We start from the raw sequence: 16,217 nt of genomic DNA, 5'->3' as shown, positions 1-16,217 counted from the left end.
CCGCCGGACAACCTAGATGGTGTAATGCACTCCGGCAACGGCCACCGCAACGTCCCCGCCAAACACCGGCCGCGCCTCGGCCATCACGGTGGTCTGGGACGTCCACACGGGAATGTGGGTCAGCAGGAGGCGTCTGGCGCCTGCCGCGGCGGCGGCCTCCCCGGCGCGCTTGCCCGTCAGGTGGACGTCCTTGATGCCGTCATCCCGGCCTTCCTCGAAGGCAGCCTCGCAAAGGAAAAGGTCGGCGTCCTTGGCCGCTTCCTCGAGTCCGGCGCAGGAGTCCGTGTCGCCGGAATAGGTCAGGACGCGGGAGATTTGGTTGCCGTCTTTGTCCGGCTCCACCACCTCGACGCGGAGTGCGTAGCACTCCTCGATGGGGTGGTTGACCGCGAACGGCGTGACGGTGAACGGTCCCACGGTCACGGGCTGCCGCTCGGCCCAGTTGGTGAAGTCGAATTCCTCGTGCATCCCCGGGTCGAGGTCCAGGCCGTACGCGGTGGCCATCCGGTCCGCCGTGGCCGCCGGCCCCCAAACGGGGATCCGGTCGCGGCCCCAGCCGCCCGGCTTCCACCGGACCGCTACGTGCAGGCCGCAAAGGTCCATGCAGTGGTCCGGGTGGAGGTGGGTCAGGAAGATCGCGTCGATGTCCTCAAGGTCCGTGTAGCGCTGGATGGCACCGAGCGCACCGCTGCCCAGGTCCATGACAACCTTCCAGGTCCGTTCGCCGTCGGTGGCGGTCAGCAGGTAGCACGACGCCGGCGAGCCGGGGCCGGGAAACGAACCGGTGCAGCCTACGATGGTCAGCTTCACAGGGCGGAACCTCCGGAGCGGCCGGCATCCGCGAAGCCGGTGTCCACGAAGTTGGAGATCCGGGGGCGGTTCCGGGCGGCCTGCGCGGCGGCAATCATTTCCGGGGTGATCCGCGCCAGGCTTCCGGTGGGGTACTGCGCTGCCACATGGTCGACGTGGCGGACGGACAGCACCTCGGGGCCCAGGAACCGCCTGGCCAGGGCCTCGAACTGGGCGGCGTCGCCGGTGGCCACGAAGTGGTGTTCGGGCGGCGTCCCGGCCGTCCGTTGCAGGTCATGGGTGGCCAGGGCCCGGTACACGTCCTTTGCGGTTTCCTCGGCGCTGGACACCAGGGTGACGTCGGCGCCCATGACGTAGGAGATGACGCCGGTCAGCAGTGGGTAGTGTGTGCAGCCCAGCACCACGGTGTCCACTTCGGCGGCCTTTAGCGGCGCCAGGTATTCCTCCGCGACGGCCAGCAGGGCGGGCCCGGTGGTGATGCCCGCTTCCACATAGCTGACGAACTCGGGGCAGGCCACGGACGTGATGGCGAGGTCCGGAGCGGCTGCGAACGTGTCCTCGTAGGCGCGTGAGCCGATGGTCGCGGACGTCCCGATCACCCCCACGCGTCCCGTCCGGGTGGCCGCCACGGCCCGGCGGACGGCGGGCTGGATGACTTCGATGACCGGGATGCCGTACTTGGCCGTGTACCGTTCGCGGGCGTCGCGGAGCACAGCGGCCGACGCCGAGTTGCAGGCGATGGTCAGCAGCTTGACGCCGGAGTCCACCAGTTCGTCCATCACGCCGAGAGCGTTCGCCCGGACTTCGGCGATGGGCAGGGGGCCATAGGGCCCGTGGGCGGTGTCCCCCACATAGAGGATGGACTCGTTGGGGAGCTGGTCGATGATGGAGCGGGCCACGGTAAGGCCCCCTACACCGGAATCGAAGACGCCGATGGGGCGTGCTTCCAGGGCGGCGGCCGGGAGGCCGCCGCCTGCGGAGGCCTGTTCAGCTGCCGCTGACGGGTCCATGCTCGAGGCTGTTGTCATGATTATTCGAGGATAGGTGCTCGCTGAAGCGTCAGCCATCATCTTGTGGCCCGCGACTCATGTCTAATTTGTCACAGGGCCGGCAAGGACGGTGGCGGGCACCCCTCAACGGCGGCTTTCCAGCGACTGCAGCATGGCCTGGACCAGCGATTCCTGCAGCCAGGTGGCGAAGTTGTAGACCAGGGCCAGGTAGCTTTCCACGTCCTCGGCCTGGGACCAGTCCTGCATCAGGTGGACGTGCTCGGCGTCCTCCTCATCCCGGATGTCCAGGCGTTCTGCAAGCACCAGCCGGACGTCGTTCAGCGCCATGGACCAGTGCTTGGCCCCCTCAGGCGTCAGCACGATCTCCTCTTTGTCCAGATCCAGCGCGGCTGCCCGCAGGGCCCCGATCTTCGTCTCGCGCAGGGACCGCTCGGTGAGCTGGCGGAACTCAAGGGACGCGGCGCCGTCGTCCTTCACAACGTTGGGCAGGAGGCGCTTGACCGCACGGTCGGACGGCTCAGCCACGTCCATGTCCAGGCCAATGAGCGCAGCCAGGGGATCCTGGCCGGTACGGTCCTCCGGCTGCAGCATGGAAATGACGTCATCGATCAGGCTCCGCAGCAGCTCCCGCTCAGCCGGTTCGAGGTAGCCCGTGATGCCTTTCAGCCCGTTCTTGAATGCCTTAGCCACGTTTCCCCTTGCCCTGGCCCGGTCCGCCGGACTTCCCTGAGTTGCCGCCGGGACCGCCGCTGGCTTTTTCCACGGTGGCCCACAGCCCGAAGCCGTGCATGGCTACGGCGTGCCGTTCCACCTGTTCCTTGCTGCCGTGGGTCACGATCGAACGGCCCTTCTTGTGGACCTCCATCATGAGCTTGTTCGCTTTGCTCTCGGAGTAGCCGAAGTAGCTTTGGAACACGTAGCTGACGTAGCTCATGAGGTTGACGGGATCGTTCCAGATCACCAGGTTCCAGGGGATGTCCGGTGCGGTCAGGGAATCTGTGGATTCCGCTGTTCCGGTCCGGGTGCCCTCCTGCGTATCAGGGCCGAGCGCAACGCTTAAGGTCATCTGTCCATTCTAAGGGGGAGGATGGGCACACGCCGGGTGGGCCCACGACGGCGAGGGCCCCGCGGCGAAGCGAACGAGACGTGGGAGCCGGTGGGGACTAGAGTGAATTTCGTGAGTACCTCTGCCGGCTGGGACCATCCCCGCACGTCCTTTTACACTGACCACTACGAGCTGACCATGCTGCAGGCATCACTCCATTCGGGCGCCGCGCACCGCAAATCGGTATTTGAGGCGTTCGCCCGCCGGCTCCCCGACGGCCGGCGCTACGGCATCGTGGCCGGGACGGGCCGGCTCCTGGAAGGCATCGCCAACTTCCGCTTCGGTGAGGCCGAGCTGGAGTTCCTGGAGCGCACCAACGTGGTGAACCGCCAGACACTGGAGTACCTGGCGTCCTACCGTTTCTCCGGCGACATCTGGGGCTACGCCGAGGGCGAAGCGTACTTTCCCAACTCCCCCATCCTGATCGTCGAGGCAACGTTCGCCGAGGCCTGCATGCTGGAGACCTATCTCCTGTCCGTCCTTAATCACGACAGCGCCATCGCTTCCGCCGCCTCCCGCATGGTCAGCGCAGCGCACGGCCGGCCGTGCATCGAGATGGGTTCCCGGCGCACCCATGAGGAAGCGGCTGCGTCCGCCGCGCGCGCCGCCGTCATCGCCGGATTCGACAGCACCTCCAACCTGGAAGCCGGTATCCGCTACGGCATCAAGACTGTAGGCACCGCAGCCCACTCCTTCACCCTCCTGCACGACACCGAACGGGACGCCTTCGAGGCACAGCTTGCCGCGCTCGGCGAGGGCACGTCCCTCCTGGTGGACACGTACGACGTCGAAACGGCCGTCCGTACGGCCGTGGACCTGGCAGGTTCCCGGCTGGGCGCCGTACGGCTGGATTCCGGCGACCTGGTGGACCAGGCCCAGTGGGTGCGCCGGCTCCTGGACGACCTCGGCAACGAGAACACCAAGATCGTGGTCACCTCCGACCTCGATGAATATGCGATCGCCGCCCTGCAGTCCGCCCCGGTGGATTCCTACGGTGTGGGCACGTCCCTGGTGACCGGTTCCGGCGCGCCCACCGCGAGCATGGTCTACAAGCTGGTCAGCCGCACCGACGATGACGGGGACTTCGTCTCCGTCGCCAAGGCCGCCAAGAACAAGGCCAGCGTGGGCGGGCGCAAGTACGCGCTGCGCAAGCTGGACGAACGGGGCATTGCCACCGCCGAGATCGTGGGCGTCGGCCGCCGCCCGGAGGATGACGGCAATGACCGGTCGCTGCTGCAGCAGTTCATGAAAAACGGCGAGCTGCTGCCGGGATGGACCGGACACGAAGGCGTACTCCGTGCGCGCCGGCGCCACGCTGATTCGATGGCCGAACTGCCGCCGGTGGTTAACCGCCTGCAGCGCGGCGAGGCTGCCATCCCCACCATCTACGAGGAGAACTGATGTCGCGTGCGCTGATCATCGTCGATGTCCAGAACGATTTCTGCGAGGGAGGCTCGCTCGCCGTCGAGGGCGGTGCAGCGGTAGCCGGCGCCATCAGCGACTATGTGGACGCCCACCACAACGAGTTCGACCACATCGTGGCCACCCAGGACTGGCACATCGATCCCGGCGACCACTTCTCGGAGAACCCTGATTTCAAGGACAGCTGGCCGCCGCACTGCGTGGCCGGCACCCGCGGCGCCGAGCTCCATCCGGATCTGGATACGGAATACATCCAGGCGTACTTTCAAAAGGGCCAGTATGCCGCAGCGTATTCCGGCTTCGAGGGGCTCCTGGCTCCCGAGGACGCCGTGCCCACCGGAGAGCGCCAGCCCGGCGCCCTGCCCGGCGGCGACGATGTGGACAGGTTCGCTCCCGACGAGGACGCCATCGGCCTGGACGACTGGCTGCAGAGCCATGACGTGGAGGACGTTGTGGTGGTGGGCATCGCCACCGACTACTGCGTGATGGCCACGTCCCTCGACGCCGTCCAGGCCGGCTATGCAGTCACCGTGATCCGTTCCCTGACTGCGGGAATAGCCGGGGACCTCGAGGAGGCCGTGGCGGAGATGGAGCTTGGCGGCGTGGACGTCGCCTGACGCCGGCCTCCCGACAGCCAAGTGCAATAAGCAGGACATAGCGGTGGCCCGGGTGCTCAGCACCCGGGCCACCGCTATTGCATCACCGCTATTTCCGGCCGATGAACCAGTCCTGGAGCTTCCGCAAACGCGACTGCAGCTGCTCCTCGTTGGCCTGCGCCACGGGCGGACCGCCGCACACGGTGCGCAGTTTGGTATGGACCACGCCGTGCGGCGTACCGGTCCGGGCGGACCAGGCTGCCACGTTCTTGGCCAGCTCGTTCCGCAGGTCCATCAGCATCCGGTGATCGGGGACAGCCGGGGCCTGGCTTTCCGCGGCCGCGGCGGGCGCCTTCCGGTTCTTCCGGTTCAGCTGCTCGTGCTGCCGCTGGCGCAGGAGCGTGCCCACCTGCTCTGCATCGAGCAGGCCGGGGATACCCAGGAAGTCCATCTCGTCGTCGGACCCCACCTCGCCGCCGGTGCCGAACTCGCCGCCGTCGAAAAGCACCCGGTCAAACGACGCCTGCGAGTCCAGGGCCTCGAACTTGCCCTTGGTGAGGCTGTCGGAGGCCTTGTCCTCGCGGTTGGCCTCCGCCATCAGCGAGTCTTCCGGGTTGAACAGGCCGTCGCCGTCCTCCTTCTCGGGGCGGTCCAGGGCATGGTCCCGCTCCGCTTCCATGGAGTTGGCCAGCGCCATCAGCTGCGGGACGGACGGCAGGAAGACCGACGCCGTCTCGCCCCTTTTGCGGGCACGCACGAAGCGGCCCACGGCCTGGGCGAAGAACAGCGGCGTGGACGTCGAGGTGGCATAGACCCCGACGGACAGCCGCGGGACGTCCACGCCTTCGGACACCATGCGGACGGCCACCATCCAGCGTGTTTCCCCCGCCGAGAACTCCTCGATCTTGCTCGAGGCCTTGGCGTCATCGGAGAGGATCACCGTGGGCGACTGGCCCGTGATCTTCTTCAGCTGCCCTGCGTAGGCACGCGCATCCTCGTGGTCCGTGGCAATGACCAGGCCACCGGCGTCGGGAACGGTGCGGCGCACCTCACTGAGGCGCTTGTCGGCCCCGGCCAGGACGGCCGGAATCCACTCGCCGGCAGGGTTCAATGCCGTCCGCCACGCGTGGGAGGTGATGTCCTTGGTCACCGCGGCCTCGCCCAGCGACGCTGCCATCTCCTCGCCGGCGCTGGTGCGCCAGCGCATCTGTCCGGAGTAGGCCATGAACATCACGGGCCGGACCACGTGGTCCCGCAGCGCGTTCCCGTAGCCGTACGTGTAGTCAGCCTTTGAGCGGCGGATGCCATCCCGGTCCTCGGCGTATTCCACGAAGGGGATGGGCGAGGTGTCCGAACGGAACGGGGTACCCGTCAGGGACAGCCGGCGCACCGCAGGGTCGAAGGCCTCGCGCAGGCCGTCGCCCCAGGACAGTGCCTCACCGCCGTGGTGGATCTCGTCCAGGATCACCAGGGTGCGTGCAGCTTCGGTCTTGGCCCGGTGCAGCAGGGGCTTGCTGGCCACCTGGGCGTACGTAACGGCAACCCCGATGAAGCCGCGGCCGTGCTGGCCGTCGGAGTTCTTGAAGTTGGGGTCGATGGCGATGCCCACCCGGGCCGCCGCGTCCGCCCACTGCCTCTTGAGGTGGTCCGTGGGCGCCACGATGGTCACCCTGTTGACGGCGCCGGACTCGATGAGCGTGGACGCCACCCGCAGTGCGAAGGTGGTCTTACCGGCGCCGGGGGTGGCTACCGCCAGGAAATCCCGGGGGTTGTTCCGCAGGTAGAGGTCGAGTGCTTCCTGCTGCCAGGCACGGAGTTTCGGGGCGGTTCCCCAGGCTGCACGTTCCGGATAAGCCGGAGGCAGGGTGGGGCCGCCAAAGAGTGTTTCCGTCACTACTTGTTGTTGCCTGAGTCCCCTCCGGGACCCTTGCCGCCGTCGTTGCCCGGGCGGAGGCCGTCGTAGACCTCTTTGCACATCGGGCACACCGGGAACTTCTTCGGATCCCGGCCCGGCGTCCAGACCTTGCCGCACAGGGCGATGACGGGTTCACCGGTCAGCGCGGACTCCATGATCTTTTCCTTGCGCACATAATGCGCAAAGCGCTCCCGGTCGCCCGGCTCCACCTCCTGGCGCAGTTCCTCGCGCTCGATGGTGGCTGTGGACGTTCCAGCCCCGGAAAGCTCGCGCATCGGGTCGTTTTCGAGAGGGTCCGTCATGCTAGTCATGCCTACCATCTTAGCCGTTCCGGGGAACAGGCGTTCGACGGCGGCGCCGCCGTGGCGCCGTCCCGAACCTCCCGCCGTCGTGCGTTGCAGCCCTGCTGCAGGCAGGAATCCGGGGCGCTACAGGCCTTGCCAGGCGGGCTTGTTGTCATAGGTGTGCCGGTAAAAATCGGCAAGCTTCAGCGCGGAGGCCGCTGCTTCGTCCAGCAGGACGGTGGCGTGGGGATGGAACTGCAGCACCGATGCCGGGCATATGGCCGAGACCGGGCCCTCCACGAAGTCGCGCACGGCCTGGGCCTTCTGCGCGCCGGTGGCGAGCAGGATCACATGCCGTGCCTCCATAATGGTTCCCAGCCCCTGCGTGAGGACATGGTGCGGGACCTCGGCCAGGCTGTTGAAGAACCGGGCGTTGTCACGGCGTGTCTGTTCGATCAGGCTCTTGATCCGGGTGCGGGAGGCAAAGGAGGACCCGGGCTCGTTGAAGGCGAGGTGGCCGTCGGTACCCACGCCCAGGAGCTGCAGGTCAACGCCGCCGGCGGCCGCGATGGCTTCCTCATAGGCCTGGCACGCGGCGGGGATGTCCTGCGCCGTACCGTCAGGTCCGTGGACGTTCTCCGGAGCGATGTTGACCCGGTTGGTGAATTCGCGCCGGATCACCTCCCGGTAGGACTCGGGGTGACCGGCGGGCAGGCCCACGTATTCGTCGAGGGTGAACGCGGAGGCCTGGCTGAAGTCCAGGCCGCCCTCGTGCCGGTCGGCCAGCTCGTCGTAGACCGGCAGCGGCGAGGAACCCGTGGCGAGGCCCAGCACGGCGTTGGGCTTATGCCGGACCAGGTCCTCGATGGCGTCCGCCGCCAGCTTTCCAATCTGCTTGCTGCTGCCCAGGATGACGATTTCCATGCTGTTTCCTCCCCTGCCGTGCCGGTTTACGTCAGCGGTTGACGGCCACCTGGGCCAAAAGCTCCGGGCCGCGCGCGTCAAGCCATTTTCCGCCCAGCCGCACGCCCACCACAAACAGGACAAGGCCCAGGACGGTTCCCACCGCGAGGTTGATCCAGCCGAAGACGCTGTTTCCCGTCACGAGCTGTGCGATCAGCAGTGCGGCCTCGGGCAATACCAGGACCAGCAGGACCAGCATTCCGCCGAACTGCACAGCCAGTGTCTGCCCCACGTTGCCGGGCGGCTTCTTGAAGGGGCTGTCCCCTGGCAGCGGAACGGCCACGGTATAGCGCGCCGACACGACGGAGGCCAGCCCCAGGCCCGTGAAAAGGATCCCCAGGCTCAGCCCGAGCTGGCCCGGCAGCCCGGACCAGCCGCCGGTGAATGCCGAATGGCCCACGGCGAACACAAGCACCACCGGGAGGGCGAACGCCAGGCAGGCCAGTGCACGGCCCAGCCGGTCCGCCACTCCCCGGACGCCCGTTGCCACATGCAGGGCGAAGGCGGTGTTGTCATAGGAGACGTCGGCAGAGATGGACCAGGCAAGGATGAAGGCGGACAGGGGGGCAAGGACAGCAAGGCTGGAGAAGTCACCCGTCTGGGCCCCCTGGAATCCCAGCACCACGGGCAGCAGCGGGATGACCACCAGGGACCCGGAGTAGCGCGGGTCCCGGAACCAGTAGGTCAGCGACCGTGCCATCACCGCGCCGGCCGGTACCGCCGGCAGGAGTCCCAGGAGCCCCAGTTTGCCGCCCTTGCGCTTGCCGCTGCCGGCAGAGGGCGGCGTGACGAGGGCACGTTCCAGCAGGAGCTTCCAGCACCATGCCAGGGCAGCGAGCGCGGCAACGGAGACCAGGAGCTTCAGCGCCGCCGGACCAAACTGGCCGGCATGGACATCACCGGCCAGGGACCACGGCGCGCCCAGCGGAGTCCAGGACAATGTCCGTGCGAAATCCGGCAGGAAACCTGTGGACGCCGAAATTCCCTGGCCTACTCCGGCCACGATCGGCCCCATCAGAACCAGCGGCACCATAAACGCGATGGCACTGACATCCTTGAAGCGCCGGGAGGCGGCAAGGCTGGCGGTGGCCGTGGTCACCACTTTAGCGAGCACAACGCAGGTGAGGACGCCAAGCGCAGCTCCCAGCAGGGCGGCGAGGGCGGGCAGCACACCCCGGAACCAGGTCACCACCGTGGACAGGGCCACCAGTGCCGTGGCCAAACCCGGAATGCCGATCAGCCCGCCAAGGGCAAGCCCCGCCAGCATCTGCTTCATGGGTATGGCGAAGGTGGTGAAGCGGGCCGGGTCAAGGGTCATGTCGGTGGCGGAAGCCACCACCGGGATGATTCCCCAGCCAAGGACAGCGGCGGACCCGCCGAGCACCACGGCGGTCTGTGCGAGTTCGGGGTCGGCCGTGCGCAGCAGGACCAGGGCCACCACCAGCGTTGCGATAATGCCCAGCGCATAGAGTCCCGCAAAAGCCATGCCTACCAGCTGCCACGGGCTGCGCCGGAGGCTGTTGCGCAGCAGGGTCAGCTTCAGCCTCAGAAGGTGCGCAACCATTCCAGCCCTTCCGTGTGGCTGCGGCCGCCCACCAGCTGGACGAACCGGTCTTCGAGGGATGCACCGCCGCGGACTTCATCCACGGTGCCGGCAGCCAGCAGCCGGCCGCCTGCCACCACGGCCACGTGGTCGCACATCCGCTGGACCAGGTCCATCACGTGGCTGGACACGATCACGGTGCCGCCGGACGCCACGTACCTGTCCAGGATGGAGCGGATGTTGGCTGCGGACACGGGATCCACGGCTTCGAAGGGCTCGTCGAGGACCAGCAGGCGCGGCGCGTGGATCAAGGCGGAGGCGAGAGCGATTTTCTTGGTCATGCCGGCTGAATAGTCCACCACCAGCGTTCCGGCGTCCTGCGACAGGTCCATGGCGGCCAGCAGCTCGCCCACCCGGGATGCCACGACGTCCTTCTGCATGCCCCGCAGGAGGCCGGCGTAGGTGATCAGCTGCTCGCCCGTCAGCCGGTCGAACAGCCTGACGCCGTCGGGCAGGATGCCCATGAGCTTCTTGGCTTCCAGGGGCCGGGTCCAGACGTCCACGCCGTGCACCACCGCCGTGCCGAAGTCAGGACGTAGGAGCCCGGTGGCCATGGACAGCGTGGTGGTCTTGCCGGCACCGTTTGGTCCCACGATGCCGAAGAAGGAGCCGGCCGGAACATCCAGGCTAATGCCGTCCACCGCGATTTTTTCGCCAAAGCGTTTGGCAAGGCCCCGGATGGACAGGGCCGCCACGGGCCCTGGTTGCGGTGCCGGGTCAGGTATCGGAGCGCTCATGAAGCCAGACTAGCCCTCACCGTCCGGTCCGGGGGTCCTCCCGCAGGAGTAGCAAAAAAGGCGTACGAAGGGATCCGTTGCTGACGCCTCCGAAGCGCGCCGGGTGCTACCGCACTTTCCGGATCCGGATGGGGCCTTTGGCGGTGGAGGGATCAACCACCGAGCCGCCCTGGGTGATCTGCACCTCGCCTGCGTCAACCAGCCGGCGCGCGGCCCGCCGGGCAGGCTCCATGAGGTCGCGCCAGTTTTCGTCGCCCACGGCACGTGCTGCGTCCGACGGGCAGATGGTGGACGACGCCGCCCTGGCCGCCAGAAGCTCCAGGATGGCGGCTTCGAGTTTCTGCTCTGTTGGGTCACCAGGGGCTTGCGCCCCGTCGGGCTGCCGGTCCGTCATCATCCACGCACCAACTAGAACGTGCGCCTCGGCAGGGCCCGCTCGTACTGCGGGGCCCACGGAATGTCATGGCCCAGCTCGAAGGCCGCACGCAGCCACCAGTGCGGGTCCCGGAGCGCTGCCCGGGCGATGAGGACCGCATCGGCCTGGCCTGTTGCGATGGCGTGCTCGGCCTGACCTGCCGACGTCAGCAGGCCAACCGTTCCGGTGGGAATACCCGCTTCCTCCCGGATGGCGGCGGAGAACCCTGTCTGGTACCCCGGACGGGGTGTAATGCTTTGGTGGGCCACGGCTCCCCCGCTGGAAACGTCGATCAGGTCCACGCCCCGCGCGGCAGCTTGGCGGGCAAGGCGGACCGATGCCGGCAGGTCGATGCCGCCCTCTGCCCAGTCGGTGGCGGAGATCCTCAGCAGCAGCGGCATCGAGTCCGGGATGACCGCCCGCACGGCATCGACGACGGCCAGCATCAGGCGGTTGCGGCCGGTTTCGTCACCGCCCCATTCATCGTCCCGCAGGTTGGCCAGCGGGCTTTGGAACTGATGCAGCAAGTAACCATGGGCACCGTGGATCTCCACCGTGTCGAAGCCCGCCTCAACGGCGCGCACGGCCGCCGCGGCGAAGTCGGAGATCACTTCCTGGATCTGTTCCGCCGTCATGCCGGCGGGAGCGGCATACCCCTCAAACGCCAGCGGCGACGGCCCCACAGTGGTCCAGCCGCCGTCGGATACGGGGACGCTGCCGTGCTTGCCGGAGAAGGGCCACCACGTGGATGCCTTACGGCCGGCATGCGCCAGCTGAGCTCCGATTTTGGCGCCTGCCGCTCCGTGCCGGTGCACGAACGTGGTGATCCGCTGCCACGCTTCCGCCTGGGCGTCGTTGTACAGGCCGGCGTCGCGTGGGCTGATGCGGCCTTCGGGACTCACGGCGGACGCCTCGGCGAGGATCAGCGCCGCACCGCCGGCGGCAAAGGAACCCAGATGCATCAGGTGCCAGTCGTTGGGCACGCCGGGATCGGCGTCGGGGTCGCAGCTGTACTGGCACATGGGCGACACCCAGCCGCGGTGCTGAAGCTCGAGTGAGCGCAGCTTCAGCGGCTCGAAAAGCGCCGGCACTAGAAGAGGACCCTCGCGAGGGCCTGCCGCGCCTTGCCGACGCGTTCGTCCGATGCCCCCACCACGTCGAAGAGTTCCAGGAGCCGTACCCGCGCGGTCTCGCGTTCAGGGCCGAAGTTCCTCCCGATGAACGCCACCAGGCGGTTCAGCGCGTCCTCCACGTGCCCGCCTGCCACGTCCAGGTCGGCAACGCCCAGCTGGGCCTCCACGTTGTCCGGCTCGTCGGCGGCCAGCGTACGGAGCGCCTCACTGTCCTGGGCGGACAGGGGCTGCAGCCTCGCCATGAGCTCAACCTGGGCAAGCCCGGCCTTGGCGTCATGGTCCGACGGCATCTCGTTCAGCGCCTGCCGGTAAAAACCGGCGGCAGCCTCGTAGTCGCCGGCCTCGATGGCATCGAAGGCGGCCTGGTGCAGGGGCGGCAGCGGTGCGGGCTCCGGTTCCCCCGCGGCACCCGCGTTCAGGCTGCCGGTCACGCCGTTTGCGGCAGCCACCTTCAACAGTTCGTCGAAGAGGCTGCGCACCTGCTGCTCGTCGGCACTGCCCTGGAAGAGCGGCACAGGCTGTCCCTTCAGGACCGCGACGGCGGTGGGAACGGCCTGCACCTGGAACGCCTGGGCCAGTTGCGGGAAGGCGTCGATGTCTGCGGCCCCGAGGACCAGCCGGCCGCCGTAGCTTGCCACCACGCGGTCCAGGGTTTCCAGCATGCCGGTGGATTCCGGCGAGTACGGGGCCCACAGTGCAAAGACCACGGGCACCTGCGCGGACAGCTCCACGAGCTGCTGGAAGTTGGCTTCGGTGACGTCGACCCTCAGCTCGGGCCCGCCGGCCTGCGCCCCCTCCGGCCCGTTCCCGGCCGACGCGCCTGTCCCGGCAGGAACTCCGGTTGCGGCCGGCGCTGCAGGGCGCTGTTTCAAGGTGGAAAGGTCGACGGCGCCACGCAGGTTAAGCAGGCTGGCAGCGGCTGGAGGGACAGGGCGGGAAGCTGGCGAACTCATGCTTTCCACTTTAGCCACTCCGGCCGCTGCCGGAAGTACTGCGGTAGTCGGGTTACTTGAAGCTGGCCCCCACCAGGCCGCGGGTTGCCGCGACGAGCTTCATGGGATCGGTCGATCCTGCAGGCGGAACATACACGGCCATGGATTCGGCGAAGCTGAGCACCATTCCGGTGGTGGTTTCCTTGCCGCCGGCCAGGGCTGCGGCGTCGTCCCCGATGGTCAGTTTGTCGCCGGCCGCCTTGGGCGTCCCCTCGAAGCTGAAGTTGATCCGGCCCAGGACCAGGGCGCCGCCGTCTTCGGTCCGGAAGACAACCGTGCTTTCCGGAGCCACCTTGTGGGTGAAGGAGAAGTTGCCGTTCTCGCCAGCCTTGACCACTTCAGCCTGGTAGGACAGCGTGTCAGCGATGTACGGCGAGGACTCGCCTTCCACCAGCTTGTCCTTGAAGGCCGAGTCTGGGGTGGTCAGGCGGTCTGCCAGCCCGGAAAGGGCTTCTTCACCGCTGTACAGGAGCCCGGTCTTGTCCCCCGCTGCCAGGGTGTCGGTTCCCGTGCGGCTGATCGTGGGGAAGGTGGTGCCGGGCTGGAGCGGAGTGGTTTCCATCAGCTTGTAGTTCTCGCGGGGTGACTGCTGGACCAGGGTCAGCAGCTGCGGGACCACGTTGCCGTCGCCCTGCGTGACCGCCAGCACCGAGCGGGGCCAGTCGCGGTCACTGGTGACAACCGTGGTGAGCAGCTTGGTGGACCGTACCGGCATCCGGGCCTCGTAGGAACCCACCTGCGAGCGGATCTTGTAGTTCTGGGTGCGGACCTCCAGTTCCGTGCCGGCCACGCGCTCGCTGAGCTGTGCAGCATCCTTGGCCGCATCGCCGGCGTCGGCAGCGCTGGAAACCTGTTCCAGGATGCGCCGGAACTGGGCGTCCAGCAGGACCGGGGACGCAGCCTCTTCCTGCGCGGCGGCCGATGAGGAGCCGGAGGGCTCGGGGGCGGGTGTCGCGGCGTTCGCGGCAGTACCGGTACCCGCCAGGACAGCTGCGGTGATACCGGCGGCCACCATGCTGGCGCGCGACGCCGTCCGGGCCTCGCTCTTGGCACGGGCACGCTGGGCGAAGCCGCTGCCCGCGCCGTCGCCTCCGCCTTCACCGTTGGGCTTGTGGGCCGAGAGCAGTGCCAGCGCAATGCCGCCGAGGATCAGCAGGGAGCCCAGGACGATCAGCGGGATGGCCCACGGAGTGGAGGTGTCGTTCGGGAACGTCATGGACACGGAGGCGGGAGCAGCCTTGGTGCCGTCGGACGCGAGCAGGAGGGTCCAGTCGCCGTCAGCCGGAGGGGTCCAGGAGTACTCCAGTTCGCCGTTGGCGTTCTCGGTGGAAACCCAGAGATCTGAGCCGGCCGGATTGGGTGCCGTGGCTTCGCCGTCGGCATGCTCAACCTGCAGCGACTTGCCGTCCTCGGAAACGCCGCTGATGGTGTTGTGGGCTGCCTGGCCCACCCAGGCGTCCACGTCATCGGGACGGCCGGCGGCGAGCATGAAGTTCCCGTCACCTTCGATGGTGATCTTGACGGTGCCGCCGTGAAGGGTGCGCAGATTCTGGTCAATGACGGTCAGCGGCGCCTCCGCGGCATCGGCCGGCGCGGACGCCGTGAAGGTCTCGGAGGGGGCCCAGATGGTTCTCTGGCCGATGCCGGCCAAAAGTGTCAGGAGGCCGAGCAGCACGAGTGCGACTGCAGTCTTTAAACGCAAGGGAACACCTATCATCAGCGGGGGTTTACCTTCAATAGTAACCGTTTTGTTACCACGGCCCCGGATGGACGGCCCGTGAGCCGCCTGCAGCAGGCCCGGGCGGCGGCTCCTCCGCGGCTATTGACAAGGCGGCTGATAGTGTTTGCGATGATCATCACACCGGCCCGCCGACGCGGTGCCACGCACGGAACAGGCCCGAAAAACCAGTGACTGACAAGACGGACGAGTCCTCCGCGGCAGACGGGAATCCTCGAAGCCAGGAGCCTCCGGCTGCCGTCCCCCCGGGACCCGAAGCTGTGCGCCGGAAAGGCTCCGCGGCGTCCGCCCTTGGCCTGGTGGCCCGGCGGCTTCGCCAGCCGCTGCCGGGTGCGCAGCCGAGGCTCCGGTTCGAAATGCCGCCTGAGTACGTCCAGGAGCACCAGGCCGGCGAGGATGAAGCTGACCTTGACAGCGAGGTGCGGCCGCAGTTCGGCCGCCCGGGCCCCCGGATGTCGCCGCAGCACCCCCTGTACCTCGGGTTCATGGGAACGGTGGGCGTGGGGCTTGCCCTGCTCGTGTACTGGATCGGCTCCAACACCACGCAGCTGCTGCTGTGGATCGTGGCGGCGCTGTTCATCGCCCTCGGCCTGGAACCGGTGGTGGGCTGGCTGGAGAACCGCAAAATCCCCCGCCCGGCCGGCATCCTGGTCTCGGTCACCGTGCTGATCAGCGCCGTCGTCGGCTTTTTCGCCACCCTGATCCCCACCATCGTGGAGCAGGTGACGGAAATTGTGGAGCAGGCACCGGTCTGGATCCGGGACTTCATCGACTCCGAATTTTTCCGCAGCCTTGATGACCAGTTCGGGGTGCGGGACCGCGTGTCCGAAGAGCTGGACAAGTTCGTCAACGACCCCGCCGCGGTGGGCGGGATCTTCGGCGGTGTGGTGGGCTTTGGATCCACAGTTGCCAACGGCCTGTTCGGCACCCTGATTGTGCTGGTCCTGAGCCTGTACTTCCTGGCCGCACTGCCTGCCATGAAGAAATGGGGATACCGGCTGGCCCCGCGCTCCCGCCGCAACCGGGTGGAGGCCCTGTCCGAGGAAATCACCCGTTCGGTGGGAAACTACGTGATCGGACAGGCCTGCGTGGCACTGCTCAACGCCACGTTCGCCTTCATCGTGATGTCCATCGTGGGCATCCCGTTCGCCCTGCTGCTCGCGTTCGTGGTTGCCCTGCTCGCGTTCATCCCCCTGGTGGGCGGCATGATCGCAGGCATTGTGGTGCTGCTCGTCTCGCTGACGGAGGGCTGGCAGACCGCCGCGATCTACGGCATCTGCTACTTCGCGTACCTGCAGTTCGAGGCCTACTTCATCTCGCCGCGCATCATGCAGAAGGCCGTGGCAGTGCCCGGTGCCGTTGCCGTCATTTCCGTCATCGCCGGCGGCAGCCTGCTGGGCGTCCTGGGCGCCCTGATCGCCATTCCCACGGCAGCCGCCGTCCTGCTGCTGATCCGGGAGATCTACATCGTCAGGCAGGACCAGCACTAGCGGC

General features: G+C 67.7%; 16 protein-coding genes. 3 read left to right on the top strand and 13 right to left on the bottom strand.

Annotated elements, in window-relative coordinates:
- Window positions 1–12: 12 nt before the first annotated feature.
- The 4 genes from B5520_RS14110 to clpS form a co-directional block, all read right to left on the bottom strand.
- Window positions 13–810, bottom strand: coding sequence for an MBL fold metallo-hydrolase (locus tag B5520_RS14110; RefSeq protein WP_079597698.1), 798 nt, complete (start codon window positions 808–810; stop codon window positions 13–15).
- Entirely contained in the window at window positions 807–1,820 is a 1,014-nt protein-coding gene (gene murI / locus B5520_RS14105; RefSeq protein WP_079597697.1) for a glutamate racemase, read from the bottom strand. The genes B5520_RS14110 and murI overlap by 4 nt, the downstream gene beginning before the upstream one ends.
- Before the next feature lie 123 nt (window positions 1,821–1,943).
- A complete protein-coding gene (locus tag B5520_RS14100; protein ID WP_079597696.1) occupies window positions 1,944–2,510 on the bottom strand; it encodes a DUF2017 domain-containing protein in 567 nt (188 codons plus the stop codon).
- Window positions 2,503–2,886 (bottom strand): ATP-dependent Clp protease adapter ClpS, encoded by a 384-nt coding sequence (gene clpS / locus B5520_RS14095; protein WP_079597695.1) that lies wholly within the window; start codon window positions 2,884–2,886, stop codon window positions 2,503–2,505. The genes B5520_RS14100 and clpS overlap by 8 nt, the downstream gene beginning before the upstream one ends.
- Before the next feature lie 111 nt (window positions 2,887–2,997).
- Here clpS and B5520_RS14090 point away from each other — a divergent pair, with 111 nt between their 5' ends.
- Both B5520_RS14090 and B5520_RS14085 read left to right on the top strand, forming a co-directional pair.
- Window positions 2,998–4,326, top strand: coding sequence for a nicotinate phosphoribosyltransferase (locus B5520_RS14090; RefSeq protein ID WP_079597754.1), 1,329 nt, complete (start codon window positions 2,998–3,000; stop codon window positions 4,324–4,326).
- Window positions 4,326–4,964, top strand: a complete 639-nt coding sequence (locus B5520_RS14085; protein WP_079597694.1) for an isochorismatase family protein — start codon at window positions 4,326–4,328, stop codon at window positions 4,962–4,964. The genes B5520_RS14090 and B5520_RS14085 overlap by 1 nt, the downstream gene beginning before the upstream one ends.
- Window positions 4,965–5,052: 88 nt before the next feature.
- On the opposite strand, the gene B5520_RS14080 is transcribed toward B5520_RS14085, so the two are convergent.
- The 9 genes from B5520_RS14080 to B5520_RS14040 form a co-directional block, all read right to left on the bottom strand.
- Complete coding sequence (locus B5520_RS14080; protein ID WP_079597693.1) at window positions 5,053–6,837, bottom strand: DEAD/DEAH box helicase; 1,785 nt, start codon at window positions 6,835–6,837, stop codon at window positions 5,053–5,055.
- Window positions 6,837–7,178 (bottom strand): DUF3039 domain-containing protein, encoded by a 342-nt coding sequence (locus B5520_RS14075; protein ID WP_079597692.1) that lies wholly within the window; start codon window positions 7,176–7,178, stop codon window positions 6,837–6,839. The genes B5520_RS14080 and B5520_RS14075 overlap by 1 nt, the downstream gene beginning before the upstream one ends.
- 108 nt (window positions 7,179–7,286) lie before the next feature.
- Complete coding sequence (nagB, locus tag B5520_RS14070) at window positions 7,287–8,066, bottom strand: glucosamine-6-phosphate deaminase (protein WP_079597691.1); 780 nt, start codon at window positions 8,064–8,066, stop codon at window positions 7,287–7,289.
- Window positions 8,067–8,097: 31 nt separating this feature from the next.
- Entirely contained in the window at window positions 8,098–9,669 is a 1,572-nt protein-coding gene (locus B5520_RS14065; RefSeq protein ID WP_079597690.1) for a transporter, read from the bottom strand.
- The gene (locus B5520_RS14060; protein ID WP_079597689.1) at window positions 9,651–10,445 is read right to left on the bottom strand and encodes an ABC transporter ATP-binding protein; all 795 of its coding nucleotides are present in this window, start codon (window positions 10,443–10,445) and stop codon (window positions 9,651–9,653) included. The genes B5520_RS14065 and B5520_RS14060 overlap by 19 nt, the downstream gene beginning before the upstream one ends.
- A gap of 106 nt (window positions 10,446–10,551) precedes the next feature.
- Window positions 10,552–10,839 carry a DUF3253 domain-containing protein gene (locus B5520_RS14055; RefSeq protein WP_079597688.1) on the bottom strand — a complete coding sequence of 96 codons (288 nt, stop codon included), beginning with the start codon at window positions 10,837–10,839 and terminating at the stop codon, window positions 10,552–10,554.
- 14 nt (window positions 10,840–10,853) lie between these two features.
- Window positions 10,854–11,951: an NADH:flavin oxidoreductase/NADH oxidase gene (locus tag B5520_RS14050; RefSeq protein ID WP_079597687.1), complete on the bottom strand. Its 1,098-nt coding sequence runs from the start codon at window positions 11,949–11,951 to the stop codon at window positions 10,854–10,856.
- Window positions 11,951–12,946, bottom strand: a complete 996-nt coding sequence (locus tag B5520_RS14045) for a tetratricopeptide repeat protein (RefSeq protein WP_079597686.1) — start codon at window positions 12,944–12,946, stop codon at window positions 11,951–11,953. The genes B5520_RS14050 and B5520_RS14045 overlap by 1 nt, the downstream gene beginning before the upstream one ends.
- Window positions 12,947–12,998: 52 nt before the next feature.
- Window positions 12,999–14,702 (bottom strand): hypothetical protein, encoded by a 1,704-nt coding sequence (locus tag B5520_RS14040; protein ID WP_176156867.1) that lies wholly within the window; start codon window positions 14,700–14,702, stop codon window positions 12,999–13,001.
- A gap of 191 nt (window positions 14,703–14,893) precedes the next feature.
- Here B5520_RS14040 and B5520_RS14035 point away from each other — a divergent pair, with 191 nt between their 5' ends.
- A complete protein-coding gene (locus B5520_RS14035; RefSeq protein ID WP_079597684.1) occupies window positions 14,894–16,213 on the top strand; it encodes an AI-2E family transporter in 1,320 nt (439 codons plus the stop codon).
- Window positions 16,214–16,217: the final 4 nt, after the last annotated feature.

The sequence above is a fragment of the Arthrobacter sp. P2b genome (genome assembly GCF_900168295.1).
Classification (GTDB): Bacteria; Actinomycetota; Actinomycetes; order Actinomycetales; family Micrococcaceae; genus Arthrobacter.
Note: the sequence above shows the minus strand (reverse complement) of the source record. Positions and strands in the feature narration are given on the sequence as shown.